The organism is Aquirufa sp. ROCK-SH2 (genome assembly GCF_054558315.1).
In genome coordinates, this window is the sequence record NZ_JBPXKB010000003.1 from 121,720 (window position 1) to 148,393 (window position 26,674).

Annotated in this window: 23 protein-coding genes; 11 read left to right on the forward strand and 12 right to left on the reverse strand. The window is 34.6% G+C overall.

Annotated features, from left to right (window positions below):
* Positions 1-40: 40 nt before the first annotated feature.
* Both pheT and def read right to left on the reverse strand, forming a co-directional pair.
* Positions 41-2,476, reverse strand: a complete 2,436-nt coding sequence (gene pheT, locus V7S79_RS07665; protein WP_459489986.1) for a phenylalanine--tRNA ligase subunit beta — start codon at positions 2,474-2,476, stop codon at positions 41-43.
* A 9-nt stretch (positions 2,477-2,485) separates the two neighbouring features.
* Positions 2,486-3,058 carry a peptide deformylase gene (gene def / locus V7S79_RS07670; protein ID WP_459489987.1) on the reverse strand — a complete coding sequence of 191 codons (573 nt, stop codon included), beginning with the start codon at positions 3,056-3,058 and terminating at the stop codon, positions 2,486-2,488.
* 171 nt (positions 3,059-3,229) lie between these two features.
* On the opposite strand from def, the gene V7S79_RS07675 reads away from it, so the two are divergent.
* The 3 genes from V7S79_RS07675 to bioB all read left to right on the forward strand — a co-directional run bounded on the left by V7S79_RS07675 (position 3,230) and on the right by bioB (position 6,801).
* A complete protein-coding gene (locus V7S79_RS07675) occupies positions 3,230-3,847 on the forward strand; it encodes an inorganic pyrophosphatase (RefSeq protein WP_459489988.1) in 618 nt (205 codons plus the stop codon).
* Between the two features lie 102 nt (positions 3,848-3,949).
* Positions 3,950-5,725 (forward strand): signal peptide peptidase SppA, encoded by a 1,776-nt coding sequence (gene sppA / locus V7S79_RS07680; protein WP_459489989.1) that lies wholly within the window; start codon positions 3,950-3,952, stop codon positions 5,723-5,725.
* Between the two features lie 56 nt (positions 5,726-5,781).
* Positions 5,782-6,801, forward strand: coding sequence for a biotin synthase BioB (bioB, locus tag V7S79_RS07685; RefSeq protein WP_459489990.1), 1,020 nt, complete (start codon positions 5,782-5,784; stop codon positions 6,799-6,801).
* Between the two features lie 10 nt (positions 6,802-6,811).
* Here bioB and V7S79_RS07690 read toward each other — a convergent pair whose 3' ends face one another.
* Positions 6,812-7,852 (reverse strand): hypothetical protein, encoded by a 1,041-nt coding sequence (locus V7S79_RS07690; RefSeq protein WP_459489991.1) that lies wholly within the window; start codon positions 7,850-7,852, stop codon positions 6,812-6,814.
* Between the two features lie 328 nt (positions 7,853-8,180).
* Here V7S79_RS07690 and V7S79_RS07695 point away from each other — a divergent pair, with 328 nt between their 5' ends.
* The gene (locus V7S79_RS07695) at positions 8,181-9,422 is read left to right on the forward strand and encodes a hypothetical protein (RefSeq protein WP_459489992.1); all 1,242 of its coding nucleotides are present in this window, start codon (positions 8,181-8,183) and stop codon (positions 9,420-9,422) included.
* Here V7S79_RS07695 and V7S79_RS07700 read toward each other — a convergent pair.
* The 5 genes from V7S79_RS07700 to V7S79_RS07720 are packed head-to-tail and all read right to left on the reverse strand — an operon-like array spanning position 9,419 to position 13,668.
* The gene (locus tag V7S79_RS07700; RefSeq protein WP_459489993.1) at positions 9,419-9,850 is read right to left on the reverse strand and encodes a GNAT family N-acetyltransferase; all 432 of its coding nucleotides are present in this window, start codon (positions 9,848-9,850) and stop codon (positions 9,419-9,421) included. The genes V7S79_RS07695 and V7S79_RS07700 overlap by 4 nt on opposite strands.
* A gap of 54 nt (positions 9,851-9,904) precedes the next feature.
* A complete protein-coding gene (gene rny / locus V7S79_RS07705) occupies positions 9,905-11,485 on the reverse strand; it encodes a ribonuclease Y (protein ID WP_459489994.1) in 1,581 nt (526 codons plus the stop codon).
* A gap of 59 nt (positions 11,486-11,544) precedes the next feature.
* Positions 11,545-11,835 carry a cell division protein ZapA gene (locus V7S79_RS07710; protein ID WP_459489995.1) on the reverse strand — a complete coding sequence of 97 codons (291 nt, stop codon included), beginning with the start codon at positions 11,833-11,835 and terminating at the stop codon, positions 11,545-11,547.
* Positions 11,832-12,161 carry a hypothetical protein gene (locus V7S79_RS07715; protein WP_459489996.1) on the reverse strand — a complete coding sequence of 110 codons (330 nt, stop codon included), beginning with the start codon at positions 12,159-12,161 and terminating at the stop codon, positions 11,832-11,834. The genes V7S79_RS07710 and V7S79_RS07715 overlap by 4 nt, the downstream gene beginning before the upstream one ends.
* A gap of 4 nt (positions 12,162-12,165) precedes the next feature.
* On the reverse strand, positions 12,166-13,668 hold the full coding sequence (locus tag V7S79_RS07720; RefSeq protein ID WP_459489997.1) for a lipopolysaccharide biosynthesis protein: 1,503 nt from the start codon (positions 13,666-13,668) through the stop codon (positions 12,166-12,168).
* A 153-nt stretch (positions 13,669-13,821) separates the two neighbouring features.
* Here V7S79_RS07720 and V7S79_RS07725 point away from each other — a divergent pair, with 153 nt between their 5' ends.
* Entirely contained in the window at positions 13,822-14,289 is a 468-nt protein-coding gene (locus tag V7S79_RS07725) for a hypothetical protein (RefSeq protein WP_459489998.1), read from the forward strand.
* Here V7S79_RS07725 and V7S79_RS07730 read toward each other — a convergent pair whose 3' ends face one another.
* Both V7S79_RS07730 and V7S79_RS07735 read right to left on the reverse strand, forming a co-directional pair.
* Entirely contained in the window at positions 14,290-15,054 is a 765-nt protein-coding gene (locus tag V7S79_RS07730; protein WP_459489999.1) for a LytR/AlgR family response regulator transcription factor, read from the reverse strand.
* 3 nt (positions 15,055-15,057) lie between these two features.
* On the reverse strand, positions 15,058-16,038 hold the full coding sequence (locus tag V7S79_RS07735; RefSeq protein WP_459490000.1) for a sensor histidine kinase: 981 nt from the start codon (positions 16,036-16,038) through the stop codon (positions 15,058-15,060).
* 232 nt (positions 16,039-16,270) lie between these two features.
* Here V7S79_RS07735 and V7S79_RS07740 point away from each other — a divergent pair, with 232 nt between their 5' ends.
* Together V7S79_RS07740 and V7S79_RS07745 are read left to right on the forward strand one after the other, a co-directional pair.
* The gene (locus V7S79_RS07740; RefSeq protein WP_459490001.1) at positions 16,271-18,079 is read left to right on the forward strand and encodes a family 16 glycoside hydrolase; all 1,809 of its coding nucleotides are present in this window, start codon (positions 16,271-16,273) and stop codon (positions 18,077-18,079) included.
* 11 nt (positions 18,080-18,090) lie between these two features.
* Positions 18,091-19,947, forward strand: coding sequence for a hypothetical protein (locus V7S79_RS07745; RefSeq protein ID WP_459490002.1), 1,857 nt, complete (start codon positions 18,091-18,093; stop codon positions 19,945-19,947).
* 176 nt (positions 19,948-20,123) lie between these two features.
* Here the strand turns inward: V7S79_RS07745 and V7S79_RS07750 are convergent, their stop codons facing one another.
* Positions 20,124-20,504: a DUF1573 domain-containing protein gene (locus V7S79_RS07750; protein WP_459490003.1), complete on the reverse strand. Its 381-nt coding sequence runs from the start codon at positions 20,502-20,504 to the stop codon at positions 20,124-20,126.
* A 167-nt stretch (positions 20,505-20,671) separates the two neighbouring features.
* Between V7S79_RS07750 and V7S79_RS07755 the strand changes: the two genes are divergently transcribed.
* From V7S79_RS07755 to nuoK, 4 genes are read left to right on the forward strand one after another with little or no spacing between them, the layout of a single operon-like run.
* Positions 20,672-23,092, forward strand: coding sequence for an alpha-ketoacid dehydrogenase subunit alpha/beta (locus V7S79_RS07755; protein ID WP_459490004.1), 2,421 nt, complete (start codon positions 20,672-20,674; stop codon positions 23,090-23,092).
* A gap of 1 nt (position 23,093) precedes the next feature.
* Entirely contained in the window at positions 23,094-23,957 is an 864-nt protein-coding gene (locus V7S79_RS07760; protein WP_459490005.1) for a 4Fe-4S binding protein, read from the forward strand.
* Between the two features lie 2 nt (positions 23,958-23,959).
* Positions 23,960-24,472, forward strand: coding sequence for an NADH-quinone oxidoreductase subunit J family protein (locus tag V7S79_RS07765; RefSeq protein WP_459490006.1), 513 nt, complete (start codon positions 23,960-23,962; stop codon positions 24,470-24,472).
* Positions 24,465-24,749: an NADH-quinone oxidoreductase subunit NuoK gene (nuoK, locus tag V7S79_RS07770; protein ID WP_459490007.1), complete on the forward strand. Its 285-nt coding sequence runs from the start codon at positions 24,465-24,467 to the stop codon at positions 24,747-24,749. Before V7S79_RS07765 ends, nuoK begins: the two co-directional genes overlap by 8 nt.
* Positions 24,750-24,862: 113 nt before the next feature.
* Here the strand turns inward: nuoK and uvrC are convergent, their stop codons facing one another.
* The gene (gene uvrC / locus V7S79_RS07775; protein ID WP_459490008.1) at positions 24,863-26,671 is read right to left on the reverse strand and encodes an excinuclease ABC subunit UvrC; all 1,809 of its coding nucleotides are present in this window, start codon (positions 26,669-26,671) and stop codon (positions 24,863-24,865) included.
* Between the last annotated feature and the right edge of the window lie 3 nt (positions 26,672-26,674).

Here is a 26,674-nt window from a genome sequence, read left to right on the forward strand (position 1 = left end):
AAAAGCCCTGAAAAGGGCTTTTTTATTGATTTAGTTATCTTTATTTCCTAATTATTGCACCTAAGTCTTTTTCAAAACTCTTCATCAATCTCTCCATTGTTGAATCAATTACTTTGTCTGTCAACGTTTGATTTTCATCTTGCAAAATGAAACAAACAGAATAAGATTTTTTTCCTTCACCTAAATTTTTGCCTTCATATACATCAAAAATACTAATCGATTTAAGAAGTGTTTTCTCAGTCTGTTGAGCAACTTTTTTGATTTCTTGGAAAGTAGTAGTTTTATCTATTACCAAAGATAAATCTCTTCTTACTTCTGGGAATTTTGATATTTCTTGATAGGTAAAATCTTTTTTCTCTTGTTTTAACCAATAATCCCAATCAAAATCAGCCATAAATACATCTTGTTTGATGTCGAATTTATTTGCCAAATTGGGGTGTACCATACCAAGCTCTAAACAAGTTTTTTTCTGGATCGAAATTTTTAATCCGTAAGCGAATAAACTCGATTTTTCGATGGCTTCAGCTTCAAATGCTTTTCCTCCTAATTGGACCATAATAGCCTGGCAAACTTGATATAAATGGTGTAGTTGTACTTTTTGAGGAGCATTATCCCACGTTTCACCATTCAATAATCCCGTCATATATAATGCTAAATGCCTTTTTTCAAGGTATTTAGGCGTTTTTTTATGATAGGTTTTTCCAAATTCAAAAAACTTTAAATCTTTTTGTCTTCGGTTGATATTATGAGATATGGCTTCCAAACCATTGAAAACCATGCTTTGTCTCAATACTCCCAAATCTTCGGAAAGCTTATTCAAGATTTCAACATCTTCAAAATTTAATTCACTTTGAATAAATGTATGATATTCAGCTTTTGTCAATGAATTTGAAATGATTTCATTAAAACCCTTTGCTGCTAAACTCAATGCAGTGTCTTGTTGGATTTTTTCTTTGTCCAATGCAGGAAATTCCGAAACAAATGCAGCGCTTAAATGATCCGATAATGGGATATTATCTAAACCATGAATACGTAAAATCTCTTCAATTAAATCTGCTTCACGAGTCACATCTACACGATAGGCAGGTGCAATAACTGTAAATCCATCTTTTGAAATATCCTTCAATTGAAAATCGAGAGAGGTTAGAATCTCTTGAATTTTTTCTTGAGGTAATTCAATACCCATCCAATCTTTGATGCGCTGATAAGTGGTTGAAATTTCCGCTAATTCAGGTTTGTTGGGATAAATATCTGTGATTTCAGAGGAAACTACACCTCCAGCTAATTCTTGAATTAATAGGGTCGCATATTTCAAAGCAAATAATTTTGCTTCGATATCTGTTCCTCTTTCAAATCTAAAAGAAGCATCTGTTTTTAAACTATGTTGTTGAGAGGCTTTTCTAATTCTCTCGGGTTTAAAATGGGCAACTTCTAAAAATACACGTGTTGTATTTTCTTGGATTCCAGAATCCTCTCCGCCCATTACACCTGCTAATCCTATTGGACCATTTGCGTCGGAAATCATGATCTCTTCTCCTGAAAGTTTTCTTTCAATTCCATCTAAGGTTTTGAAGATGGATCCTGCCGATAATGTTTGAACAATTAATTTTCCACCTTGAATTTTATTCCAATCATACGCATGCATGGGCTGACCCAAACCATGGCAAATAAAATTGGTGATATCTACGATGTTATTAATAGGTCTTAATCCAATCGCCTTTAATCGCTCCTGTAACCATTCTGGAGATGGACCTACTTTTACTTGATCGATACTTAAACCACAAAAACGAGTACATCCATCATCTTTGATGTCAATTTGAATCGGGAAATCATTATTATTTACTCGGAAAGAATCAGTAGAAGGTAATTTGATTTCAATACCACTCACTGCACGAATATCTCTAGCTACACCCCAATGGGAGGCAGCATCGGCTCTATTGGGTGTTAGACCAATTTCTAATACATTGTCCGAAGATAATTGAAAGTATTGAGCTGCTGGAGTACCATTTGCTAGCGCAGTATCAAGTATTAATATACCGTCGTGCGAATCGCCAATGCCAATTTCATCCTCTGCGCAAATCATTCCTTCGGAAGGTTGACCGTAAACCTTTCTTTTTTCGATTTTGAATAATTCTTTTCCTTCTTTATCAAATAAAGTAGTGCCTGGAGTAGCAACAATTACTTTTTGTCCTTGTGCCACATTTGATGCACCACAAACAATGGTTAAAATTTCATCTAAACCTGCATCTACTGTTGTTAAACTCAAGGTTTTTTCTTTGACTTGAAATTTTTCACATGTCAATACTTCACCAACCACAAATCCTTTTAGTCCTCCTGGAATAGTTTCATGAGCTTCGATGCCTTCTACTTCCAAGCCTGTGTTGGTTAAAAGTATGTCAAGTTCTTCGTTGCTGCCTTTCTGAGGAAGTTTTGAAATGTCAATAAAATCGCTGAGCCAATTAAGAGAAATCTTCATTTTTTATTTTTAACGGGTAAATTTCATTTTATAATCAACTGAAACTTTACCTTTTGTAATGTCTGTTAATTTATTTTTTATTAATCTTTTTTTGACCACATTCAGGTGATCCGTGAACAAGATTCCTTCTATATGATCATATTCGTGCTGAATAATTCTTGCCGCTAAACCTTCAAATACTTCTTCCTTTTCCTCTCCCTTTTCTGTCCAATAGTGTATTTTGACGTATTCAGGTCTAAAAACTTCTCCTCGAATTCCAGGAATAGAAAGACAACCTTCTTCAAAACCCCATTCTTCGCCCGTTTCATCAATGATAGTTGGATTGACAAATACTTTTTTGAAATCAATCAATGAAGGATCAATATCTTCTTCATCTTCTCCTTCATTCATCGGTCTACCATCTACCACAAAAAGACGAATATCTTTTCCAATTTGAGGTGCAGCTAAGCCTACTCCACTTGCGGCATACATCGTTTCAAACATATCTTCCGAAAGTTTGATCAAATCAATACTTCCAAATTCAATATCCTTCGCTACTTTTCTTAGCACTGGGTCTCCGTATGGAATGATAGGGTAAATCATATTTTTAAAATCAAACCGCAAATTTAATCATTTTAATGGAAAGCCTAAAAATTTAAGTGGTCAATGTCGTATTAATATTATGTTTTATGTCATGCGGTCTTGAAAAGAATTTGATTGAATTTTTGTAATTTGCCAAGATTTTAATCCTAAGTAGATAAAATAAAAGATATTATGAATAGAAATTTTTTCAAAGCACATCCATGGCACGGTATTCAAATAGGGGATCAAATGCCAGAACAAGTAACAGCGTTTATTGAAATTGTACCGACAGATACAGTTAAATATGAAATTGATAAACAAACTGGGTATTTGAAGATCGACCGTCCACAAAAATTTTCCAATATCGTACCTGCTTTGTATGGTTTTTTACCACAAACTTATTGTGCAGAAGGAATTGCGGAACTAGCCAGAAAATATTCAGGAAAAGACATTACACAAGGTGATGGTGACCCATTAGATATTTTGGTTTTGTCGGAAAGAGCCATCACCCATGGAGATATCCTTTGTCAAGCTATACCGATTGGAGGAATTCGTATGATTGATAAAGGTGAAGCTGATGATAAAATCATTGCTGTATTGAAAGATGACCCTATTTATGGCAAATGGAGAGATATTTCTGATGCCCCAAAAGATATTGTTCAAAGATTACGTCATTATTTTTGGACCTATAAAATGCTACCTGGAGAAACAACATCTAATGCAGTAGATATAGATGAAGTTTATGGAAGAGAAATTGCACATGAAGTAATTCGCCAGTCAAGAGAAGATTATCGTAAAAATTTCGGATAGTTATATTTCCATTGTTTGAAGAATTTTTCCATTCGACATTATTTTACTGAATTTTTGTAAAATAATGTCGAAACTTGTAATTCAAATTAAACATTTCAATTTATGTGGCAATTCGTCAAATATACCCTAGCGACTATTATCGGTTTATTTCTGTTTTCATTACTTAGTTTTATTTTCATTGTTGGAATAGGTTCTGCTATGAGCAGTTCTGAATCAGAATACGAGGTAAAAGAAAATTCGATTTTAAAATTAAATTTAAATCATCCCATTGTTGAAAATGCCTCTACAGAGGAAAATCCATTTTCTGATTTAGCAGGCCCATTTTTGTCGAATACAGAATCAGTTGGATTGGTTCAAATTATTGCAGCACTAGAAAGAGCTCGAGTGGATGCCAATATCAAAGGTTTATATGTGGATGTTAGTTTTCCTGTGGCGGGATTTGCTCAATTAACGGAAATCAGGGATGCGATTGAAAAATTCAAGAACTCTGGAAAGTTTGTTTATACCTATTCAAATGCTTATTCTGAAAAAGCGTATTACATCGCATCGGTTTCAGATAAAGTATATTTGAATCCTGCAGGTTTGTTAGATTTTAATGGAATTAGTGCACAATACATGTTCTTCAAAAAGGCTTTTGATAAATTAGAAATTGAGCCGATGGTGTTTCGAGTTGGTCAATTTAAATCAGCTGTAGAACCATTTATTCGAGAAGATATGAGTGCGGAAAACAAAATGCAAACCTTATCTTTTCTGCAATCAATCAATCAACAAGTTTTTGCAAAAATTTCTAAATCCGTTCATATACCTGTTGATAGGCTAAATAAAATTGCAGATAGCTTACAAGCATATAATCCCAAAAATGCTGAAAAATTGGGAATGTTGAAGTTAGGATATTGGGATGAATTTGAATCTATTTTAAAAAATAAATTAAAGATCAAAACAAGCGACGATATTTCGTATGTGAAATTGAACGACTATTTGAAGGCTAAAAATCCAATTGAGAAAGTGGAAGGGACTGATAAAATAGGTGTTTTAATCGCTGAGGGTGAAATTGTGGGAACAAAAGGGGGAGATGGAAGTATTGGTTCAGATGATTTTGTCAAAGAGTTGAAAAAATTAAGAGATAATAAATCGGTAAAGGCTATTGTTTTGAGAATCGATTCTCCAGGAGGATCTTCCTTGGCTTCTGAAATAATGTGGAGAGAAATATTATTGGCCAAAAAAGTAAAACCTGTCATTGCGTCTATGTCTAATTATGCAGCCTCGGGTGGATACTACATGGCCATGGGAGCGGATGCTATTGTTGCTCAGCCAACTACCATTACTGGATCTATTGGGATTTTCGCACAATGGCTAAATTTGGATAATTTCTTAAAAAATAAGTTGGGTATTACGCAAGATCATGTAAATACACATGCTAATTCAGGCTTTATGACTTCTTTAGGTCAAATGTCAGATTTTGAAAAGTCTGTCGTTCAAAATATGGTTAACCAAGGTTATGAGTCTTTTACCTCTAAAGCTGCAGCAGGCAGAAAAATGTCGATTCAGCGTTTGAAATCGTTGGCAGGTGGTCGAGTATGGACTGGTTCTCAGGCGAAAGAGATTGGATTAGTGGATGAATTGGGTGGATTAGATAAGGCCATTGAATTAGCTGCCAATAAAGTGAAATTGAAATCTGGTTCGTATAAAGTGGTGGTTTATCCGAAAGCAAAATCATTTTTGGATGAAATTTTGGATTCAGCAAGCTCAGAAACAAGTTTAGAAGAACGTTTTACAAAATCGAAATTTCCATGGGCAAAATCCATTTGGGAATTAGATAAAATGAAAAAAAGAGAAGGCTTTTTGACAATGATGCCATTTATGATGGAACTTGAATAGAATTTCACGTGATTTATTGAAATTCAGCTAGTATCTTTGATTAAATATTAAAAATTATGATTCGAAATAATTGGACTAGAGAAGAAGTCGAAAAAATATATCATCAACCATTTTTGGATTTAGTATATCAAGCAGCAACTGTGCATCGTCAACATCATGATCCTAATGAGGTGCAAATTAGTACGTTACTTTCGATCAAAACAGGCGGTTGTCCAGAGGATTGTTCCTATTGCTCGCAAGCAGCTAGGTACCATACCAATGTGAAAGTTCAAAAATTATTGCCCTATGAGGAGGTGATTTCTGCCGCAGTAAGAGCAAAGGATAATGGAAGCTCACGCTTTTGTATGGGTGCAGCTTGGAGAGAGGTTCGTGATAACAAAGATTTCGATAAGGTATTAGAGATGGTAAAAGGGGTTAACTCTTTGGGCATGGAGGTTTGTTGTACTTTAGGGATGCTATCAGAAGAACAAGCAGAGAAGTTGAAAGATGCTGGATTATATGCGTATAATCATAATATAGATACGAGTGAAGATTATTATGAAGATGTAATTTCTACTAGAACTTACCAAGATCGGTTAGAAACCTTAGGTAATGTTCGTAAAGCGAAGATTTCAGTTTGTTCCGGTGGAATTATTGGAATGGGGGAATCCTCAGCAGATCGAATTGGGATGTTGTTGACTTTAGCCAATTTACCTGAACACCCAGAATCGGTACCTGTAAATAATTTAGTTCCCGTTGAAGGAACTCCTTTTGAAAATCAAGCAACAGCCTCTGTTTGGGATTTGGTTCGTGTGATTGCCACAGCGAGAATTATGATGCCTAAATCGGCGGTTAGATTATCAGCAGGTAGATTAGAGTTGAATTATGAAGGACAAGCATTTTGCTTTATGGCAGGTGCAAACTCTATTTTTTCAGGAGACGTTTTATTGACAACCCCTAATCCAGATGCTAAATCGGACCAAGAGTTGTTTCAAATTTTGAGTATCAAACCGAAAGAAGCATTTAAAGATGCCAAAAAATTGGGGATTGAGTTTAATCAAATTCCAAGTGCTCAAGGATTAGAGCATAATCACTAAGAATTTAGGCTTAGATCTTCTCTAATAACAAATTTGATTTTTGTAATTTCAACTGTTTCCAAGATTGGATGCAGTAAAATAAGATAAATCCAACTGAAAGTAATTCAGTAAGATATTCTATTGCTTCCAATTTATTCTTGATAAATGAAAAATCGGAGTGAATTACTCCACCTTGCGTTACGAACAAATAAGGTTGAGAAATGATTAATACGTTGAAAGCAAGAAAAGTGAAAATACTTTTCTTATGCTCTTGTTTTACTAAATAAAACCAAATAGCAATCAAATAGATAAACGTATAATAAAGCATGGTTGCAGGTAGGAGAATATTGAATAATCCAAAACTAATTATCCAAACAAAAGGAAGTGCTTTCGTGAGGGATAGACCTTTGAAATAAATACCAATCACCGATAATATCGTAAACAATAGCAATAAAAAAATCCAATTTAGTTGTGTAAGGTTAAATTGGTTAAATAACGATGAAAGTATCGGACTACTAATTGAATAGATATTTGGACTATAAGGATTTTCTGTATGTTTGATGAACATGAATAAATCATTTCCCACATTCAAGTAAAAGATGCCTAGAATTAACAAAGTTGGAATTGCAACTGATGTGACCAACCTGATTTTGTCTTTGAATTCGAGCATGAAAAACATGGGTATAAATACTATGACAGCTGTAAATTTGAGCGTAGTCAAAAGAAATGATAATATTATCCCTAATAAATAAATATTATCTTTTTTTCTGTAGAAATACAATCCTATCATTAAAATTCCCCATAGCCAAATATCTTCTTGTCCTCCGAGTAGTACGATAATGAGAGGTGCAGGAAGCATCAAATATAGATTGGAAAGATAGATGAGCTTTTTTTTATTTGATTGAGATGTTAGAAATTGGATAGTAAGTAATAGGGTGATAAATTCTCCAAATAGAAAAAGAAGAACAAGTGCTTTTGCATTTTGCCAAAAAATCAAAGGTAATGCTAAGATGTATGGGAAAATGGGAGCATGATACATCAAGAAATCTTTGTAGACTAATTTTCCTTCCAAGGCAAAGAGTGCTTTCGGATAAAAGAATGGAATATCACCTCGTGGGGATTGATTTAAGAAGAGATAAACAACAATGAAAGGAAGAATTCTGAAGAATATGAAATTTGTAAATAAATTTCTGTTTTTGCTTAAAATCCTAGTCGATGTTTCTTCATTGTACGAAATGAAAAGAAAAAATAAACTGCTAATAAAACAAAATAGCAACTTTAAGATAAAAATTTTTTCAAATGAAATCATTACATAAATTATCCAAATGACAATTTTACTTTTGAATAATGTCTTAAAATTACGAAATTGGAAAGTATTTTTTTTGTTTTATTAAATATATATGACAATCATATTCGTTAAAATGGCAGTTGCTGTTTTATTAAGTATTTTTTCCTTTATTATTTTAACTCAAAAAGTTTTAATAGAATCACTTGCCTCTAAAAATCGAACATTTTTTTTTGTTTCTTCATTCACCTTACTTCGAATTTTACCCTTTTATTTGGTGTACATTTTTTTTAATTTTTCACCAACTTCTGATGTCCCCATTTTTTTTGATTCGGCAAAAGGAGCTTTAAATGGAGGTTTTGTTTACAGAGATTTTCAAACCGTTTATTCTCCCTTGTTTCCCTATTTGATTTCCATTATTTTACCTTTCTGGTATCATTCTAAAGCGATTGTTTTGGTCCTGATACTTTTTGAATTAGTAGCAGTTTACTTGACTTATATTCTGTCAAATGATGAGTATAAATATGTGAAAATTTTATTCTATCTATCTCTTCCAACTGGATTGGTTTTTTCTGTTCTTGGCGGTCAGGAAGATATATTAATGTGGGGTTTTATTTCCGTGGTGCTATTGGTTTTTCAAGGTCGTAAAAGGCATTTCCTTTCTGGTGTTTTGTTGGGTTTTGGTTGTTTATTTACAAAATTTCTATTCATATTAATTATTCCTGCCTTTCTATTGTATTTGAAGAAATGGAAGACTTTTTTGATTGGAATGTCTATGGTTGGCCTAATATCATTTTATGTACTTTATCATAATTCGGGATTTGCATTTTTGGGTCCACTAAATGAAGCGAACATACCTCGAACGCCTAATTTATGGTCTTTTTTACATACGATTACCAACGGAATTTCGCCTTTTGGTCAAAAATATTTGAATTGGATTGGATTGATTTTTATTGAGTTATTGGTGATTACAATTAGTTTGAGATATAAAAAGATTCATTCTTTACCTCTTTTTATCCAAGGAGTATTTATTCAATTATTTGTGTTTTTGATGATAATCCAACAAAGTTCATATGCAAATTATGCCTATGTCTTTATTTTACCACTTATCTTTTATATTGAATTTGATAGTTTTTTAGAGCGTTCCTTTTTCCTAGGACTAAATATATTACTTGTTATTCAGCCAGCAATTTGGTGGAGAAATGGGTTACCTTATATTAACTCTTATGTTGATTTAATGAATCCTATCAAGTTAATACTGTTCCTAATGGAAATTTATATATTGCTGGGACTATTTTGGATTATGTTGAAAGTGGATAAGAAAAGTAAATTATTGTTAATAAATAATCTCAGCTAGAGTATTTTCTTTTCCATCGTATAATGTTGGATTTCACCGAAAAGAAGATAGGATTCTTTGCTTATTCGGTATCCCAAATTTTCGTAAAACGGAACTGCATTTTCTCTCGCTTCTAAAATGATTTGATGCATTCCTCTTTTTTTCGCTTCCTCTTCCAAATAGTTCATCAAGATCTTTCCTAGGCCTTTGCCCTGATGTTTTGTTTTTACTGCAACGCATCTCACTTGTCCAATTCCTTTTGTTGCTTCATGCAATCGTGCTACAGCCAATGCTTGATCGTTCTCTACTATCATCGCATGAATCGCCAACTCTTCATCTTGTAGGATTTCTGAACCTAAAGGTTGATTCCAAGGTTCTCTTAATACTTCGAATCGAAGTGCATAATATTGTTTCCAGTCTTCTGGACTTATAGGTTGTTTGATTTCCATAGAAATAAAAAAGGCTGCTTCAGAGAAACAGCCTTAAATTACAGCATTCTATTTTTATTTTGCAAAATTTACTGACCTCATTTCACGTATTACCGTTACTTTGATTTGGCCTGGATATTGCATTTCTTTTTCGATTTTTTGTGAAATATCAAAAGATAAATTTGACGCTTTTTCATCACTTACATTTTCGGAATCTACCATGATTCTAAGTTCACGTCCTGCTTGAATAGCATAACATTTTTGAACTCCATCAAATGAAGTGGCTAATGTTTCTAAGTCTCTCAATCGCTTCATGTATGATTCCATCATTTCACGTCTAGCACCTGGTCTAGATCCTGAAATCGCATCACATACTTGGATGATTGGAGAAATCAAAGAGGTCATTTCAATTTCATCATGGTGAGCACCAATGGCATTACATACCTCTGGATGTTCTTTGTACTTTTGTGCCAATTCCATGCCCAAAACAGCATGTGGTAATTCTGGTTCTTCATGCCATACTTTACCAATATCGTGTAATAATCCAGCTCTCTTGGCTAATTTTACATTTAACCCTAATTCGGCTGCCATCGTTGCGCAAAGCTTGGCTACTTCGCGGGAGTGTTGTAATAAATTTTGACCATAAGAAGAACGGAAACGCATTCTGCCGACCATTTTTATTAATTCTGGATGCAAACCGTGAATCCCTAAATCGATCACCGTTTTTTCTCCAATTTCAACAATTTCATCTTCAATATTCTTTTTGGTTTTATTCACCACCTCTTCAATTCTTGCAGGGTGAATACGTCCATCTTGTACTAAACGGTGCAAGGATAGTCGAGCAATTTCTCTTCTAACTGGGTCAAAACCTGAAATAATGATGGCTTCCGGAGTGTCATCCACAATAAACTCTACACCTGTTGCAGATTCTAAAGCTCGGATATTTCTACCTTCACGACCAATAATTTTACCTTTCACATCATCTGATTCAATGTTGAAAACAGAAACACAGTTTTCAATGGCATTTTCAGCAGCTGTTCTTTGAATGGTTTCAATCACCACTTTTTTTGCTTCTTTTGTGGCTGTCAGTTTCGCTTCTTCAATAGCAGTTTTTACAATGGAGCTTGCTTTGCTTTCTGCTTCAGCCTTTAAAGCATCCATTAATTGTTGTCTGGCTTCGTCGGCAGAAAGATTAGAGATTCGCTCTAATTGACTAATTTGATTAGCAAGCATTGCCTCTGCTTCTGCTTTTTTACGCTCAACTTCCTCTGATTTTTTACGATAATTTTCTTCTTTAGAAGCTAAACTTTGCTTTTGAGATTGAATATCTTGATCAATCTGTTTTTGTTGATCTTGTTGTAAAGCTAGTGTCCTTTCTTTTTCTCTTAACTTTTGTTCGTTTTCGATTAAAATTCCTTTTTTCGCTTGGCTTTCTTCTTCAAATTCAGCTTTCAGGCGTAAGAAGTTTTCTTTGGCTTCCAGCATTCGGTCTTTTTTGATATTCTCAGCAGTGATTTCTGCATTTTTGATGATATCATCTGCTTTTTTTTGAGCTTCTGATTCTAAATTTTTGTTGACTTTGGAAAAAAATATTTTTCCAGCAAACACCCCACCTGCTAGTGCTACGAGTGATGTGATAATTGTTATTATTGACATAGGGTACAATTTTATGTTTTGTACAACAGTTGCCAAATCTGAAAGAAGAAAATGGGGAATTAGATTTTATAGTTGCTAACTAGTTCCAATAGGTCATTATTTTGTTCGTTAACAGTTGAACTTAGAGTGCTTAACTCCGTGTCAAATTTTACTCCACACATAGCTAAATCTAAAGCTACTAATGCCATCACCTTATTAGGATCAGAACTGTTTGTCTTTTTTTCATAGTATTGAACCAATTGGTTGACCATATTGGCAGCGTTTCTTACACAATATTCCTCTTCAGGGCTTACTTTTAAAGCTAGCGTTTGGATTCCTAATAGTAAATTACAAGGAAGTTTTTGGCTCATTTATTGCGTAATATTTCAATACTTTGATCTATAATTGCTATATAATTATCTAATCTTTTCTTCAACTCAGCAGTTGGGACTGCTGTATTATCTGTATTAATTACAATTTTAGTAATTTTATCTGATATTTTAATGTTTTTCTCCAATTCTTTTACTTTGTCTTTGGAGTTTACTAAATCTGCAGTTTTGCTTTTTAATTCCTCTTTTAAACTTTCAACCTCTCTTTTTAGTTCATTAATTATTCCTTCATTTTCACGTAAGGTTGAAACCATCTGACTAATTTTCAGCTGTAGCGTTAAGTATTGTGTTTTTAGTTCTGGATTCATACGATTATTTTTCTGCCAATTGAAGTTGACCATTTTTGAATTGGAACTCTTTGAAAATGAAAACAAGCATAAATATCAAAACTCCTAAATTTTCTTTGATGAATTCTGGGATACCGCAATCGGGAATATAGGTAGATAGTTGGATGGCACAAATCCCTAATAATAAATAAAACAATGCCTGCTTCCATTTATATGGTGCTGGATCGTAAATTTGGCTGCCTAAATAACACAAGAGTGTCATCACAATACTCGAAGCTAAAAAAGACCAAGCGCAAGCGATATAGCCATATTGTGGAATGAAGATTACATTGCCTACCAAGGTAATAATTAAGCCAATGAAGGTGATGATTGTTCCCATGTAGGTTTTGTCTTTGACTTTAAACCAAACGGATTGGGTGTAATAAATTCCTAAAAACAAATTAGCTAAAAGAAGAATTGGAACAATTCCAATTCCTTCCCAATAGATGGGTCTTCCCAAGAATAATTTCTTAATCCAAAAAAGGTTACAAGAAACTCCGACCCAAAGTATGGTGCAAATTAGGATAAACCAATGTGTTACAAGTGCTAAATTTTGTTTGCTGTTCTCTTCCGTTTTTTTACCTAAAAAGAAAGGCTCTGCTGAATATTTAAATGCTTGAATGGCTAAGCTCATGAAAACGGATAGTTTGTAACAATTACCATAAATTCCCAAAGCATCATGACTGCTTCTATTTGGATAGAAATTGGCAGGCAAAAGTTCTTCTAGCAATAATCGGTCAAACATTAAATTGAACATCGCTGCTAAACTCATAAACATTAATGGGTAGGCGTAAATCCACAAAGATTTTAATTCTTTCCAATCCCATTCCCAGCGATATAAGGCAAATTCTTGTTTCAGCCAATAAAATAAAGTTCCATTGGAAATCAAATTCGCTAAAAAAATGTATCCAACTCCAATGCTAGGCAAATACAATTGTTTAACAAAATAAGGAAGGGAATGCCCGATTTCTCCTTCATGAATGGGTTTTAAAATAAGTAAAAAGATTAAATTTAAACCAACATTGACAAGGATTGAGCTGATTTTAGCTTTGACGAATAATCTTGTTTTGTGCTCAAGACGTAATTTAGCGAAGGGGATAGCCGTTATCGAATCGATGGCTAAAATGAATGCCATCCATTTTAAAAATATCCCTTTTCCTGGGTAACCTAATTGTGCAATTAATGGGTCAGAAAAAAGAAACAAAAGGATGGTGAAAAAGCTTGTCGTTGCTATGATGGCACTTAATATCAGTCGATAGTATTTGAGAGGAGCTTCTTTGGCAAATCGGAAATAGGCCGTTTCCATGCCATAAGTGTATAAAATGTTAGCAACCGCAATGTAACCATATAATTTTACATTGATTCCTGACTCAGCTGGTGAAAATGCTTTGGTATGTACAAATACCAATAAGAAATTGAGTGACCTTCCCAAAATAGTACTGAATCCGTACGATAAAGTTTCACCCGCTAATTTTTTTAGTATAGACATTCTTTCAATTTCACCAATTCAAAGTTAATCATTTTATTTATTTCTTGAAGTTTGCAAATAATGGTTCAAATTAAATTCCCAATTTCCTATTTCATCAATTTTTTAAAAATTGGACATATTGGTTAACTTGCACTTTCAAATAAAAAATACCCAATGCAAAAGTTTTTTTACGGACTACTATTTCTATTAACTATATCAGGAGCTATTCAAGCGCAAAATATTAGTTATTATCCATTTAATTCCCAATTAGCCATTTCTTCTAATCCAACTAACGTGGTGTTTTTGGAAGCTAGAATGCAAATGAATTCAGCAACTTCTGCAATTACAACAGAAACAGGTCCAATGATTACTTTTCATAAAAGCTCAAATGCTTTGTATTATTTTGGTGGCGGTGTGAATATTGGCTGGGCCTCTAATGTGTTAAATAACTCTTCAATTTTAAAAGGATATTACGGGAGTTTAGGTGTTAGAGCGTTTCCTTTTGAGAAAATGCCAAAATTTGGAATCAATTTTGAAGTGACGCCTTATACAGATACCAAAGTTGAAACGGGTTTATTAAGAGCTTGGATTGGTTTAAGCTATCATTTTGGACAAAATAAATTCCCTAAAAATCAAAAGTAATTATTGCTTTTGATAACCAATGGTTTGATAAAAGTTCTCTGAATAATTATCACTGAGTGGGATGTGATTCTCTCCAATTTTTATTTTTTGATTGCGAATAGATTCCACTTTTTTTAATGAAACGATATACGATTTATGTATTCGTAAAAATTCGTTAGAAGGTAATTTCTCCTCAATTAGCTTCATGGTCATTCGACAAACAACTGGGTATTTTTGAGTGGTTAGGTGAATTTTGATATAATCCTTTAAACCTTCAATGTAAAGAATATCTTCCAGCATTATTTTCATCAAGGAATAGTCTGCGTGAATGAAAATGTATTCTATTTTGTTTGAATCAGGGCCGATCGACTTTGTGTCATTTTTAATTTTGAAATAATCCAATGCCTTATTTGCCGCTTTTAAAAATCGTTCAAATGAAATCGGTTTTAATACATAATCGATCACATCTAAATTAAATCCTTCAATGGCGTATTGCTGATATGCGGTAACGAAAATAACCATCGGTTTGTTGGTTAGCCCTTCTAAAAACTGAACCCCTGTGATTCCAGGCATTTGTATGTCTAGAAAAATCAAGTCAACTTGATTATTTTGTAAAAATTCCAAGGCTTCAAAAGCATTTCTACAACGTGCTTTTAATTGTAAGAAAGGAACTTTAGCCACATTATCTTCTAAGAGATCTAAAGCTAGACTTTCATCATCTACGATTATACAAGAGAGTTTAGTGTTATTTTGAGGAATAAAATTCTCTGTTATTTCGTTTTCCATGTCTTAACAATTTGATATTTCTAAATGCACTTGGTAAGAATCTTCTTTTTCTTGAATGTTCAATGAATAATTATTTGGGTGCAACAATTCTAATCTACGTCTTACGTTCGCTAATCCAATTCCTGAGCTTTCGTCTTTTTTCTCTAATTTACTCAATGGATTTACTTTATTTTGAACAGAGAAAATTATTTTGTTGTTTTCGTATTTCAGCAAAATATCTATGCTAGGATTTTCAATCATTCCCACTCCATGCTTAAACGCATTTTCAACAAAAGGAATTAAAAGCATCGGTTCAATGCTACAAGTTGAATCAATTTGTTCTACTTGGTAATTGATTTGAATATCGTTTCCAAATCTAATTTTTTGAAGTTCAATGTAACTTTCTAGGTAAAGAGCTTCTTTCTGTAATGGCACTTTCGAATCGGTTGTTTCATAAATCATGTAGCGCATTAATTCGGATAGTTTAATAACCACGGGTTCTACCATTTCCGGTTTTCTTCGAGATAATGAAACGACACTGTTTAGAACGTTGAACATGAAATGTGGACTGATTTGAGATCTTAAAAATGACAATTCTGACTTTAATCGCTCATTTTCAGCTTCCTTAATGATTTCTTTTTCTTTTAAATTATCGGCGAAAAAACGATAGGTGACGCCAATGGTAACCACAAATAATAATTGAAAAGTAGTGCCCATTACAGGTCCTCTCTTGTATCCATTTGATCTGCCTATTTTAGAAACATGATCATTGCTGAAAATCCAATCTCTAATCTCATCATTTAACCATAGCATGAAAATGATACTTACAAGCAGTAGAACTAAATAAAGTGCCACTCCATGTTTTTTGAATACTTTTTGGATTAAAATTTCAGTATTTAAATAAAAAAAAGGAATGTTGGCAATGGCATAAATGATGAAAAATAAAGTCCATTGATTGTGTCTTGTAATTTCTTCAACATTAGCTGAATTAATGCTTGGTCGCATTAAATAGGGTAGGGATATAAAACACAACCAGAATACGAGATGTATCAGAAACGGTCTGAATTTAATGGAAGTTTGATTCATATATCTTTAGGGAAATTTTCAGCAAAGTATTAAATACTTTTTGAATTCTGAGATTAAATATACCTATAGTTTGAATGTGCCGATGAAATATAGAAATTTTTTTTATTGGAATTACTCAGTAAATTGTTTCAAATTTTAAAACCTATTTCAAATGATTCGGAAAATTCTCATTTTCTTCTGTTTTTCTTTGCCTGTTTGGGCTCAGCAAACAATTCCATTAAACGATTTAAGTGCTTTTGATCATCCCAGTAATAATTGGACCATAGAACAAATGGTGAAATCAAAGTATACAGATACTGCATTTCAAATTTCGATGGGAAAAGGGATTTTGGTTAATACTTTACGAAATGGAAAATATAAAAGATCAGATGATTTGAAGTTTCAATTAAATCATGGCGATATTCATCTGAAATTCGATTTTTTATTACCCAAAGGGGCTAATTCGGGCATTTATTTACAAGGTAGATATGAAGTTCAATTGTATGATTCTTGGGGCAAAAAGAAATTGAAATTTGGTGATTGTGGTGGAATATATGAGCGTTGGGATGAATCTAAGGGAAAAGGAAATGAAGGGTATGAAGGTTTTGCTCCTCGTCAAAATGCTTGCCGCGCACCTGGATTATGGCAAACCATTGAAATCGATTTTCAGGCTCCTCGTTTTGATGCAACAGGAAAGAAAATTCAAAATGCTCTTTTCAAAAAAGTGATACTAAATGATGTTGTTATTCATGAAAATATTGAAGTTTCAGGGATGACTCGCGGTGCAATATTTGACAAAGAATCGACTTTGGGGCCCCTGTTGATTCAAGGAGATCATGGGCCTGTGGCTTTTAAAAATTTTTGGTATGAAACGTTTGACAAACCGTCTGTAAGTTTAGAAAATTTAACCTATGGATATTACGAAGGAAAGTTTCCTAATTTAGAAATCAAGGATAACAAGCCTTTGGATACAGGAAAAACGAAAGACTTGACTCATAAATTAGTCAAAGCGAAAAGCGATTTTTTGATTCAATTTGATGGAGAATTATTGGTTCCAGAAGAAGATAATTATGAATTTCAAACGTATTGGACAGGATCAGGAAAACTTGTTGTGGATGGCGAGACCTTAAACAATGGGGCACATTGGTATAATCAAAAAGTAAGTGCATCCAAGATGTTAAAGGCTGGTAAGCACCATATTACATTGATTTATGCCAAAGATTTTGGTTGGGGAGGTAAGGCCTTTGGTGTTTTTGTGAAGCGCTTGGGTGCACATTTAATTCCTTTACATGAGCGGACATCATTACCCGAACAAGAGGCTGTTTCCGAAATTATAATGGAAGCCAATTCGGAGCCTATATTGCAGCGTTCATTTACTTTTCATAAAGGTGTCAAAAAAACGCATGTAATCCATGTTGGAGATCCTTCGGGTATGCATTATAGCTATAACTTGAAACAAGGAGGCATTCTTCAAGTATGGAAAGGTAAGTTTTTAGACGCCACTCAAATGTGGGATGGTAGAGGTGAACCTCAAACCGCAGACCCCATGGGAGTAAAAGTTGTACTAGATGGTAAATTTCCTCTAGTGAAAAGTTATCAGGCATTTCCGGATAGCATGAATACTACGGATTTGATTTATAATGGTTATAAAATTGTGGATGGGCGTCCAGTATTTTTGTACGATTATGCTCAAGCAAAACTTCGTTTGGAAGATTGGATAGTTCCGAATGAAAAAGGAAATGGATTGATTCGAACATTAAAATTAATTGGAGCTAGTCCTGATCAGTCATCTTTAGAAGCGGTAATTGGTAATAGTCCAGATGTCGTAGAATTAGACAAAGGTTATTTAGCGCTAAATGAAATGACTTATTATGTGTTGTGGAATAGTGGAAAATCGACACTTTTAAATTCTTCTCAACAACAAAAGGAGGTCAGAGTGCCTGTGGAAGGTAATAGTTTTTCATATCAAATCATTTGGTAAAATTTAAAGCAATGAAATTTAACATACTTATATTATTGGTTTTTAGTCAATTAGTAGCATTTGCACAAAAGTCTAATCCGAAGACTGAACAAGATTTTTACGAAATCAAAACCTTAGCCATTCCAGCCGATATCAAATTGGAAGTTGGCGGGATTGCAACAATGCCTGATGGCCGGGTTGCAGTAAGTACAAGGCGTGGTGAGATTTGGATCATTGAAAATCCATATCAAAAAGGAAATCATCAAACCTATTACCATAGATTCGCAAGTGGAATGCATGAAATTTTAGGTCTTGCCTATCAAAACGGGGTTTTTTATTGTTCACAAAGGGGTGAGTTAACCAAGGTGAGTGATACAGATCGTGATGGTGTGGCTGATTTGTATGAACCTGTTTATCAATTTGAATTGTCGGGTAATTATCATGAATATACTTATGGACCTGTGATTGATAAAAATGGTGATATGTGGGTTACCTTGAATTTAGCTTGGGTAGGATTTGGAGAAGGGAAATTTGCAAAGTGGAGAGGTTGGTTAGTGAAGATTTCTAAAGATGGTAAACTGGAGCCGTATGCCGCAGGGTTACGTTCTCCAGCCGGATATAGTATGAATCAGGAAGGAGATATTTTTTATGGGGAAAATCAAGGCGACTGGGTTGGTTCGGGTAGGGTCACTCATTTAGCCAAAGGTGATTTTGCAGGGAATCCGGGGGGATTAAAATGGGCGAAAGAGCCTAATAGTCCATTCAAGTTGACATTAGAAGAAATTCCTGATAATTCGGAGCCGATGTTTGAAGCTACAAAAAAAGTAAAGAATTTAAAATTACCTGCTGTTTGGTTTCCTCATGCTATCATGGGTATTTCCACTTCCGATATTTTGCAGGATACCACGAAAGGGAAGTTTAGCCCATTTCCTGGACAATATTTCGTAGCAGATCAAGGTCAATCGAAAGTGATGCGAATGGCTCTGGAAAAAGTGAATGGAGTGTATCAAGGTTTTTGCATCAATTATCGAGAAGGGTTTCAATCAGGAATTTTAAGAGAACGTTTTGGATTAGATGGAAGTATGTTTGTGGGTATGACCTCAAGAGGCTGGGGTTCTACTGGAAAAGATGATTTCGGTTTGCAAAGATTGGTTTGGAACGGTAAAGTCCCTTTTGAAATCAATATGATAGAAGCAAGACCGGATGGATTTGAATTTAGTTTTACGCAAGAGGTTGATGTCAATTCTGCTAAAAAAGCTTTGTCTTATGCCATTAGATCCTATATTTATGAATATCATCATCAGTATGGTAGTCCCATTGTAAAATTACAAGATTTAAAAATAAAGGCGATTTCGGTTTCTTCTGACAAGAAAAAGGTTCGTTTGGTTTTGGATGGAATTCGTCAGTATTTCATTCATGAATTTAAACTAACTGGATTATTAAATGCTGCAGGAGAATCTTTGTTGCATGAAACAGCTTATTATACTTTGAATCAAATTCCGAGTGGAGATAAATTATCCCTTACCAATGAAACGGCTCCAATCGTAGAGAAAGTAGTTATTTCTGAAAATAAAAGTGTGATTGCCACTTCCAAAGAGGGAAGTAAATCATTGGTTAATGAAGAAGAAGTAATGGCATTGTTGAAAAAACATACTTGTTTGGCATGTCATGCCAAAGATAAGAAACTTGTAGGTCCTGCTTACCAAGAAATTGCAAAGCGAAAGTATACTGAAAAACAAATTTTGGATTTGGTTTACCGACCAAAACCTCAGAATTGGCCAGAATATGCTACTGAAATGGCACCTATGAGTCATGTGCCTGCGAAGGATGTATTGAAAATCGCTAAGTGGATAAATTCTTTGTCTCCTGATTTGAGAAATAGGGATTAGGTTTTGTGGAGAGAGGAGAGAGGAAAGAGAAGAGAGGAAAGAGAAGAGAGGAAACTAATAATTGATAACTAATAACTAAATTTAGTATAATTAGGACATAAAAAAAGAGAAAAGTGGAGATGTATAAATCAACACTTTTCTCTCTTCTCTTTCCTCTTTCCTCTCTTCTCTCTTCTCTATTTCTTCGCTTCTACCACCCCTTGGATACCCAAAACGATTTGAGAAACGGCGCCATTGTTAACAACCGTGATCGTTTTGTTGAATGGTCCTGGTCTTCCTGTAGAGTTATATGATGCTGTAACTTTTCCTGTTTTACCTGGCATAATTGGCTCGCGAGTCCATTCAGGAGTCGTGCAACCACATGAAGGTTGAACATTAGAAATTACAACTGGAGTTGTTCCTGTGTTGGTAAATTCAAATGTATAGCTAGCTTGAGTTCCTTCAGATACTTTACCGAAATCATGTTTTTCAGTTTTGAATTTGATTGTACCACCTTGAGCATTTGATTGAAATGCGAATCCTAAAATTAGTGCGAATAAGGCAATTAGTTTTTTCATGGTTATGATATAAATTGTTAAATGATTTTAAAATGAAAACAAAGCTAAAATAAAGTAAAGATTAGACAAAGTATTTTAACTCTTTTTTAAATAATAAGTTAGCGCTAGGTTATTTGACTCACAAGTATTTTGTTGTATTTTTACGTTAAAATTTATTTATCAAGCCTTTGTTCAATCTTCAACAAGTACAATTTTCTCAGCCTGAAATATCTTTTGACCCAAAGAAGGTTTTAGAGGACTATCGTTTGGCAGTAATTAGTAGACAATGCAGTTTACTAGTTAGAAAAGAGGTTTTTTCTGGGAGAGCAAAATTTGGTATTTACGGAGATGGGAAGGAGTTATGTCAAATTGCTTTGGCGAATTCCATGCGTTTGGGGGATTATTTTTCTGGATATTACAGAGATCAAACAGTTGCTGCTGCCAATGGCGATATGACTTGGCCACAGTATTTTGCTCAATTATATGGCCATCCTGATATACAATTTGATCCTCATTCCGGGGGACGGCAAATGAATAATCACCATGCGACTCGTTTGTTGGACGAGAATGGAGATTGGGTGGATCAAACCAATCGATTAAATTCAATTGCAGGGGTATCATCCACGGCAGGACAAATTCCTAGGGCCTTGGGGATAGCTTATGCATCTAAATTGTATCAAAAAAACAGTGATTTAACGCCCTATAAATCGGGTTTCTCTAAAGATGGTAAGGAAGTTTGTTTTACTTCCATTGGTGATGCTTCAACGTCTGAAGGAATGTTTTTAGAAAGTATCAACGCCGCTGGGGTCTTACAAATTCCTGTTGTTTTTTCGGTTTGGGATGATGGATATGGTATTTCAGTTCCCATAGAATACCAGACAACAAAGTCCTCTATTTCTGAGGCTTTAGCTGGATTTCAGCGTAGTAGAGATAAAAAAGGCTTGGAAATAATTCAAGCAAAAGCTTGGGATTATCCAGGTCTGATAGCAGCCTATCAGCGTGCTGCTAATTTAGCTAGAGAAGAATTTGTGCCATGCTTGGTCCATGTTATTGAATGCACTCAACCGCAAGGTCATTCAGCTTCAGGTTCGCATGAAAGATATAAATCTCAAGAACGTTTGGCTTGGGAACAAGAGGCAGATTGTAATTTATTATTTAGAAAATGGATTTTAGACCAAGGTTTTTCAGATGAAGAAACCTTGAATTCTATTGATAGTGAAGCGAAATTGTTGGCAAGAAAATATCAAAAGGAAGCATTTAGTGCTTACATGACTTCCATTGATTTTGATCGCCAAGGATTTTTAAGAATTGCCCAAAATTTAATAGATTCAACGAATGAGCCCACTATTCTACAGCCTATCATTGATGAATTAAAGCAATTGCCTTATCCGATTTTTAGTGATTTAGTACGTGCAGGAAGAAAGACTTTGAGAGCATTTAGATTTTATCAAGGTCCTGCCGTAAAATTATTGAGAAAATGGCTGGCAGAGTTGGAACATAAAAATAGAAGAAGATTTAGTTCACATCAATTAAGTGAATCTACTTCCTCGCCTTTGAAAATATCACCTATTTCTCCAACTTATGAAAAGGATCCTGTTTTAGTAGACGGTAGGGAAATTTTAAATAAGAGTTTTTCTAAGTTTCTAGAAGACCCTAGAGTATTTATTTTAGGGGAGGATGTGGGTAAAATTGGAGATGTTAATCAAACATTGGCTGGTTTGCAAGAAAAATTTGGTGAACTAAAGATCACAGACACTGGAATTCGCGAAATGACCATCGTGGGGCAGGGAATAGGTGCTGCCATGAGAGGTTTGAAGCCAATTGTTGAAATTCAATATTTGGATTATATATTTTATCCTTTTCAGTTATTGTCGGATGATTTAGCTTGTTTGCATTATCGAACAGCAGGTGGTCAAAAAGCCCCGATGATAGTTAGGACTCGAGGACATCGATTGGAGGGGATTTGGCATTCAGGTAGTCCAATGGGGACACTGATCAATGGCTTACGTGGCATGCATTTTTGTGTTCCTAGAAACATGACACAAGCAGCTGGAATGTATCGTACTTTATTAGAGGGGGATGATCCAGGAATTGTGATTGAATGTTTGAATGGTTACCGTTTGAAAGAGCCAATGCCTAATAATTTGGAAGAGATCAAAGTGGCATTGGGAGTACCAGAAGTTTTACGAGAAGGGAATGATATTACAGTGGTAACTTATGGTTCGATGTGTCGAATTGTGATGGAAGCGGCAGATCAGTTATCTGAAATGGGGATTTCTGTTGAAGTGATTGATGTCCAAACCTTGTTACCTTTTGATCGCCCCCAAAGTATTCTACAATCGATCCAAAAAACGCATCGGGTATTGTTTGCGGATGAAGATATGCCGGGTGGTGCGAGTGCTTTTATGATGCAAGAAGTGTTGGATAAACAAGGCGCTTTTTCTTGGTTAGATAGTCCGGCAGAATGTTTGGCTGCTGCGCCACATAGACCTGCATATAGTTCTGATGGAGATTATTTCTCAAAACCGAATGTAGAGAACGTTGTGGATAAAGTGTATGAAATAATGCGAGAATCTGATCCTACTACCTATCCAGCCATTTATTTCTAAGATGTCAGCAATACAATCTTATTTCCGGTCGATTTTTGATGCTATTTCTAGTACCAAAAAAGGTATGGGACTAACTTGGAAACATCTTTTGGATGCGAGAAGAAGTCGTAAGATTCAAAACATTCAAGACCCCAATTATTTTACTGAAAGTACAGGAATTTTTACTAGTCAATACCCTCATATTGAAGTGCCTGCCCCTGTAAATGGAAGGTATCAACTTCATAATGAAATGGATGATTGCATCGTCTGTGACAAATGTGTTAAGGTTTGTCCAGTAGATTGTATTGATATTGAACCTATCAAAGCTACCGAATTAGTTGGATATACTTCAGATGGATCACCCATTCGATTGTATGCTGCCAAGTTTGATATTGATATGGCAAAATGTTGTTTTTGTGGATTGTGTACAACGGTTTGCCCAACTGAATGTTTGACAATGACGTCAGAATATGATTTTGCAACATTTGATATCACTACACATAATTTCTCTTTTGCTAATTTAAGTGCAGAGGAAGCCGAAGAAAAGAAGCGATTATATGAGCAATTTGTCGCAGAAAAAGAGGCAATGAAGGCAGCAAGTAAAAGTGCTGAAATTGAAAAACCTTTGGTAGATGCTGAACCAAAGGCAAAACCTGCTTTCAAGCCAAGTTTCAAGGCAAAGGTGGTAGAGGTAAAGCCTGAGGAAAATCAAGAAGTGAAAGAAGAGCCAGTTAAGCCTAAACCTGCTTTCAAGCCAAGTTTCAAGGCAAAAGTAGTAGAGGTTAAGCCTGAAGAAAATCAAGAAGTGAAAGAGGAATCTGTTAAGCCAAAACCTGCTTTTAAGCCAAGTTTTAAGCCTAAAAAACCAAATCCCGAAGCAGAATAAACATGATAAATCCTTTGACTTTATCGTTTCTATTTTTGTCCATTTTGACTGGAGGAAGTGCTTTGTATATGTTGTTTACAAAGAATTTATTGCATGCAGCTTTGGCAATGTTTCTGTGTATGTTGGGTTTGGCAGGGGTTTATGTGCTTGCTTATGCGGATGTATTGGCAGTTTCACATTTAATGATTTATGTGGGTGGAGTTATGATTTTGCTGTTGTTTGGTATCATGTTAACCAATCAAGGAGGACATCAAACATCCCAATCCAATGATTTATGGACTCAACATTCAGGTAAATTTTTGGCTTTTTCTATCGGATTAACTAGTTTTTTAGGATTGATTTGGCTTTTTACAAAGTTGGATTTTAGCAAGAATATTCCTGTTCAAAATTCTTCTAAACTGCGCTCGGTAGGTATAGAATTATTAACAACTTATTCTTTTCCTTTCGAGTTAGCGGGTATTTTTTTATTAATTGCCTTAGTTGGTGCCACTTATATCGCAAAGAATCATGAATGAGATACCCTTGATTTGCTTTTTGGGCTTGAGTGCACTTCTTTTTTCCATAGGGATTGCAATGATTTTGCTCAAAAAAAACACCATATTTATTTTGATGGGAATTGAGTTAATGCTCAATGCCGCGAATTTGAATTTAATCGCTTTTTCAAGAAATGATGAAGCCAATCAAGGTTTATTGATGGCTATTTTCGTTTTGGTGGTAGGAGTTTGTGAAATGGCCATAGCTTTGGCTATGATTTTACAGATGTATCGGATGTATAAAAATGTGGATGTTTGAGGTTTGGTGAAAGGTAAGAGGTAAAAGGTAAGAGGTAAGAGGTAAGAGGTAGTAGGTAATAGGTAATAGGTAAGAGGTGAAAGGTAATAGGTAAGAGGTAAGAGGTGAAAATATTATCCCATCCAATTTTTTAATTGATTTTTAAATTTTAGGGCTTTCATTTTACCTAAAATCTTTTCTAAATCTTCGATAGGAATTTCATTCATTCTTTTGATGCTGCCAAATTCCTTCATTAATTTTTGAGCAGTAAGTTTTCCAATTCCATCTAATTCTTCCAATTGGCTGACCAAGAAATTTTTGCTTCTTTTATTTCTGTGGGCTGTAATTCCAAATCGATGGGCTTCGTCTCTCAATTGTTGTATCAATTTTAAGGATTCAGATTTTTTATCAATGTACAGAGGTAGGCTATCCTCTGGGAAATAAATTTCTTCTAAGCGTTTAGCGATACCAATGATAGGTACTTGACCATATAAACGAATGGCCTTTAATGCATCACAGGCCGCGCTTAATTGTCCTTTTCCGCCGTCCACAATGATTAAGTCAGGCAAGTCGGCCTCTTCTTCGATTAAGCGTGAATACCTTCTTGTAATGACCTCATACATTGTTGCAAAATCATTAGGGCCTTCTACATTTTTGGGAGTAAATAATCGATATTCTTTTTTTGCAGGAACGGCATTCATGAAACATACCATGGCCGAAACGGGATTAGTTCCTTGCAAATTTGAATTGTCAAAACACTCGATGTGTTTTGGTAGTGTACTTAAGCGCAAATCGTTTTTCAATGTAATCATGACTCGCATTTTTTTGTCTCCACCACTTTCCTCTGCTGCTTTTTTATCTGCTTTTTCTTTTCTAAAGTACAAAACGTTTTTTAGCGACATATCCAATAGTTTTTTCTTGTCGCCCAATTGTGGTATTGTATTTTTAACGCCTTGGAATTCAATTTCCATAGGAATATTGGTAATAATTTCTTTTGCCTCGCTCTGAAATTGTTCTCTTTTTTCCCAAATCATCATGGTTAAAAGGTCGGCTTCTTCTTCGTTTAGTTTCTTTTTTACCTCCCAAGTTTGCGATTGAGTGATTGTTCCATTGATGACTTTCATGAAATTAATGTAAGCCAATTGATCATCTGCAACCATAGAAAATACATCTACATTATGAATGGCAGGATTTACAACCGTTGATTTTGCTTGGTAATTTTCCAGAATTTCCCATTTTTCTTTCCATTCTTGGGCTGCTTCAAAGGCTAAGTTGGCAGCCGATTTTTGCATTTGGTCAAAAAAGAATTGCTTGGGTTTTTGATAGTTTCCTTTTAGTATTTGGCTGATTTGATCAATGTATTCCAAATATTCGGTTTCTTGTTGAAGGCCTTCGCAGGGGCCTTTGCAATTACCAATGTGGTATTCTAGACAAACTTTGAATTTACCTTGCTCAATGGCTTCTTTTTTTAAGGCAAATGTGCAGGTTCGTAAAGGAAAAAGTTGATGCAGCATTTCCAATAAAGCATTCATGGATTTTGGGTTGGCAAATGGGCCAAAAAAATATCCAATCGAATGGTCAATTCTGCGAGATGTAATTAATCTGGGGAATCTTTCTTTTGTAAGGCAAATAAAGGGATAGGTTTTGTCGTCTCTAAGTAGAATATTATACTTGGGCTGAAATTGTTTAATTAAGGTGTTTTCCAGCAATAAAGCATCAAATTCGGAGTGTACGATCGTGAATTCTACCCGTCTAATTTGTTGAACAAGTCGCCTTGTTTTTGAGTCATGGTTTCGCCCATTGACGAAATAGCTAGAAATTCTATTTTTTAGATTTTTAGCTTTACCAATATAGAGCAATGCATCATTTTCATCAAAATATCGATAAACACCCGGTTGTTCTGGGAGAGATGAAATGATAGATTTTGGGTCAAATGGATGCATAGC

What these genes read in the sequence shown, in the direction of transcription:
- pheT (WP_459489986.1), bottom strand. Translation starts at nt 2,476, where the DNA reads ATGAAGATTTCTCTTAATTGGCTCAGCGATTTTATTGACATTTCAAAA.
- def (WP_459489987.1), bottom strand. Translation starts at nt 3,058, where the DNA reads ATGATTTACCCTATCATTCCATACGGAGACCCAGTGCTAAGAAAAGTA.
- V7S79_RS07675 (WP_459489988.1), top strand. Translation starts at nt 3,230, where the DNA reads ATGAATAGAAATTTTTTCAAAGCACATCCATGGCACGGTATTCAAATA.
- sppA (WP_459489989.1), top strand. Translation starts at nt 3,950, where the DNA reads ATGTGGCAATTCGTCAAATATACCCTAGCGACTATTATCGGTTTATTT.
- bioB (WP_459489990.1), top strand. Translation starts at nt 5,782, where the DNA reads ATGATTCGAAATAATTGGACTAGAGAAGAAGTCGAAAAAATATATCAT.
- V7S79_RS07695 (WP_459489992.1), top strand. Translation starts at nt 8,181, where the DNA reads ATGACAATCATATTCGTTAAAATGGCAGTTGCTGTTTTATTAAGTATT.
- V7S79_RS07700 (WP_459489993.1), bottom strand. Translation starts at nt 9,850, where the DNA reads ATGGAAATCAAACAACCTATAAGTCCAGAAGACTGGAAACAATATTAT.
- rny (WP_459489994.1), bottom strand. Translation starts at nt 11,485, where the DNA reads ATGTCAATAATAACAATTATCACATCACTCGTAGCACTAGCAGGTGGG.
- V7S79_RS07710 (WP_459489995.1), bottom strand. Translation starts at nt 11,835, where the DNA reads ATGAGCCAAAAACTTCCTTGTAATTTACTATTAGGAATCCAAACGCTA.
- V7S79_RS07715 (WP_459489996.1), bottom strand. Translation starts at nt 12,161, where the DNA reads ATGAATCCAGAACTAAAAACACAATACTTAACGCTACAGCTGAAAATT.
- V7S79_RS07720 (WP_459489997.1), bottom strand. Translation starts at nt 13,668, where the DNA reads ATGTCTATACTAAAAAAATTAGCGGGTGAAACTTTATCGTACGGATTC.
- V7S79_RS07725 (WP_459489998.1), top strand. Translation starts at nt 13,822, where the DNA reads ATGCAAAAGTTTTTTTACGGACTACTATTTCTATTAACTATATCAGGA.
- V7S79_RS07730 (WP_459489999.1), bottom strand. Translation starts at nt 15,054, where the DNA reads ATGGAAAACGAAATAACAGAGAATTTTATTCCTCAAAATAACACTAAA.
- V7S79_RS07735 (WP_459490000.1), bottom strand. Translation starts at nt 16,038, where the DNA reads ATGCGACCAAGCATTAATTCAGCTAATGTTGAAGAAATTACAAGACAC.
- V7S79_RS07740 (WP_459490001.1), top strand. Translation starts at nt 16,271, where the DNA reads ATGATTCGGAAAATTCTCATTTTCTTCTGTTTTTCTTTGCCTGTTTGG.
- V7S79_RS07745 (WP_459490002.1), top strand. Translation starts at nt 18,091, where the DNA reads ATGAAATTTAACATACTTATATTATTGGTTTTTAGTCAATTAGTAGCA.
- V7S79_RS07750 (WP_459490003.1), bottom strand. Translation starts at nt 20,504, where the DNA reads ATGAAAAAACTAATTGCCTTATTCGCACTAATTTTAGGATTCGCATTT.
- V7S79_RS07760 (WP_459490005.1), top strand. Translation starts at nt 23,094, where the DNA reads ATGTCAGCAATACAATCTTATTTCCGGTCGATTTTTGATGCTATTTCT.
- V7S79_RS07765 (WP_459490006.1), top strand. Translation starts at nt 23,960, where the DNA reads ATGATAAATCCTTTGACTTTATCGTTTCTATTTTTGTCCATTTTGACT.
- nuoK (WP_459490007.1), top strand. Translation starts at nt 24,465, where the DNA reads ATGAATGAGATACCCTTGATTTGCTTTTTGGGCTTGAGTGCACTTCTT.
- uvrC (WP_459490008.1), bottom strand. Translation starts at nt 26,671, where the DNA reads ATGCATCCATTTGACCCAAAATCTATCATTTCATCTCTCCCAGAACAA.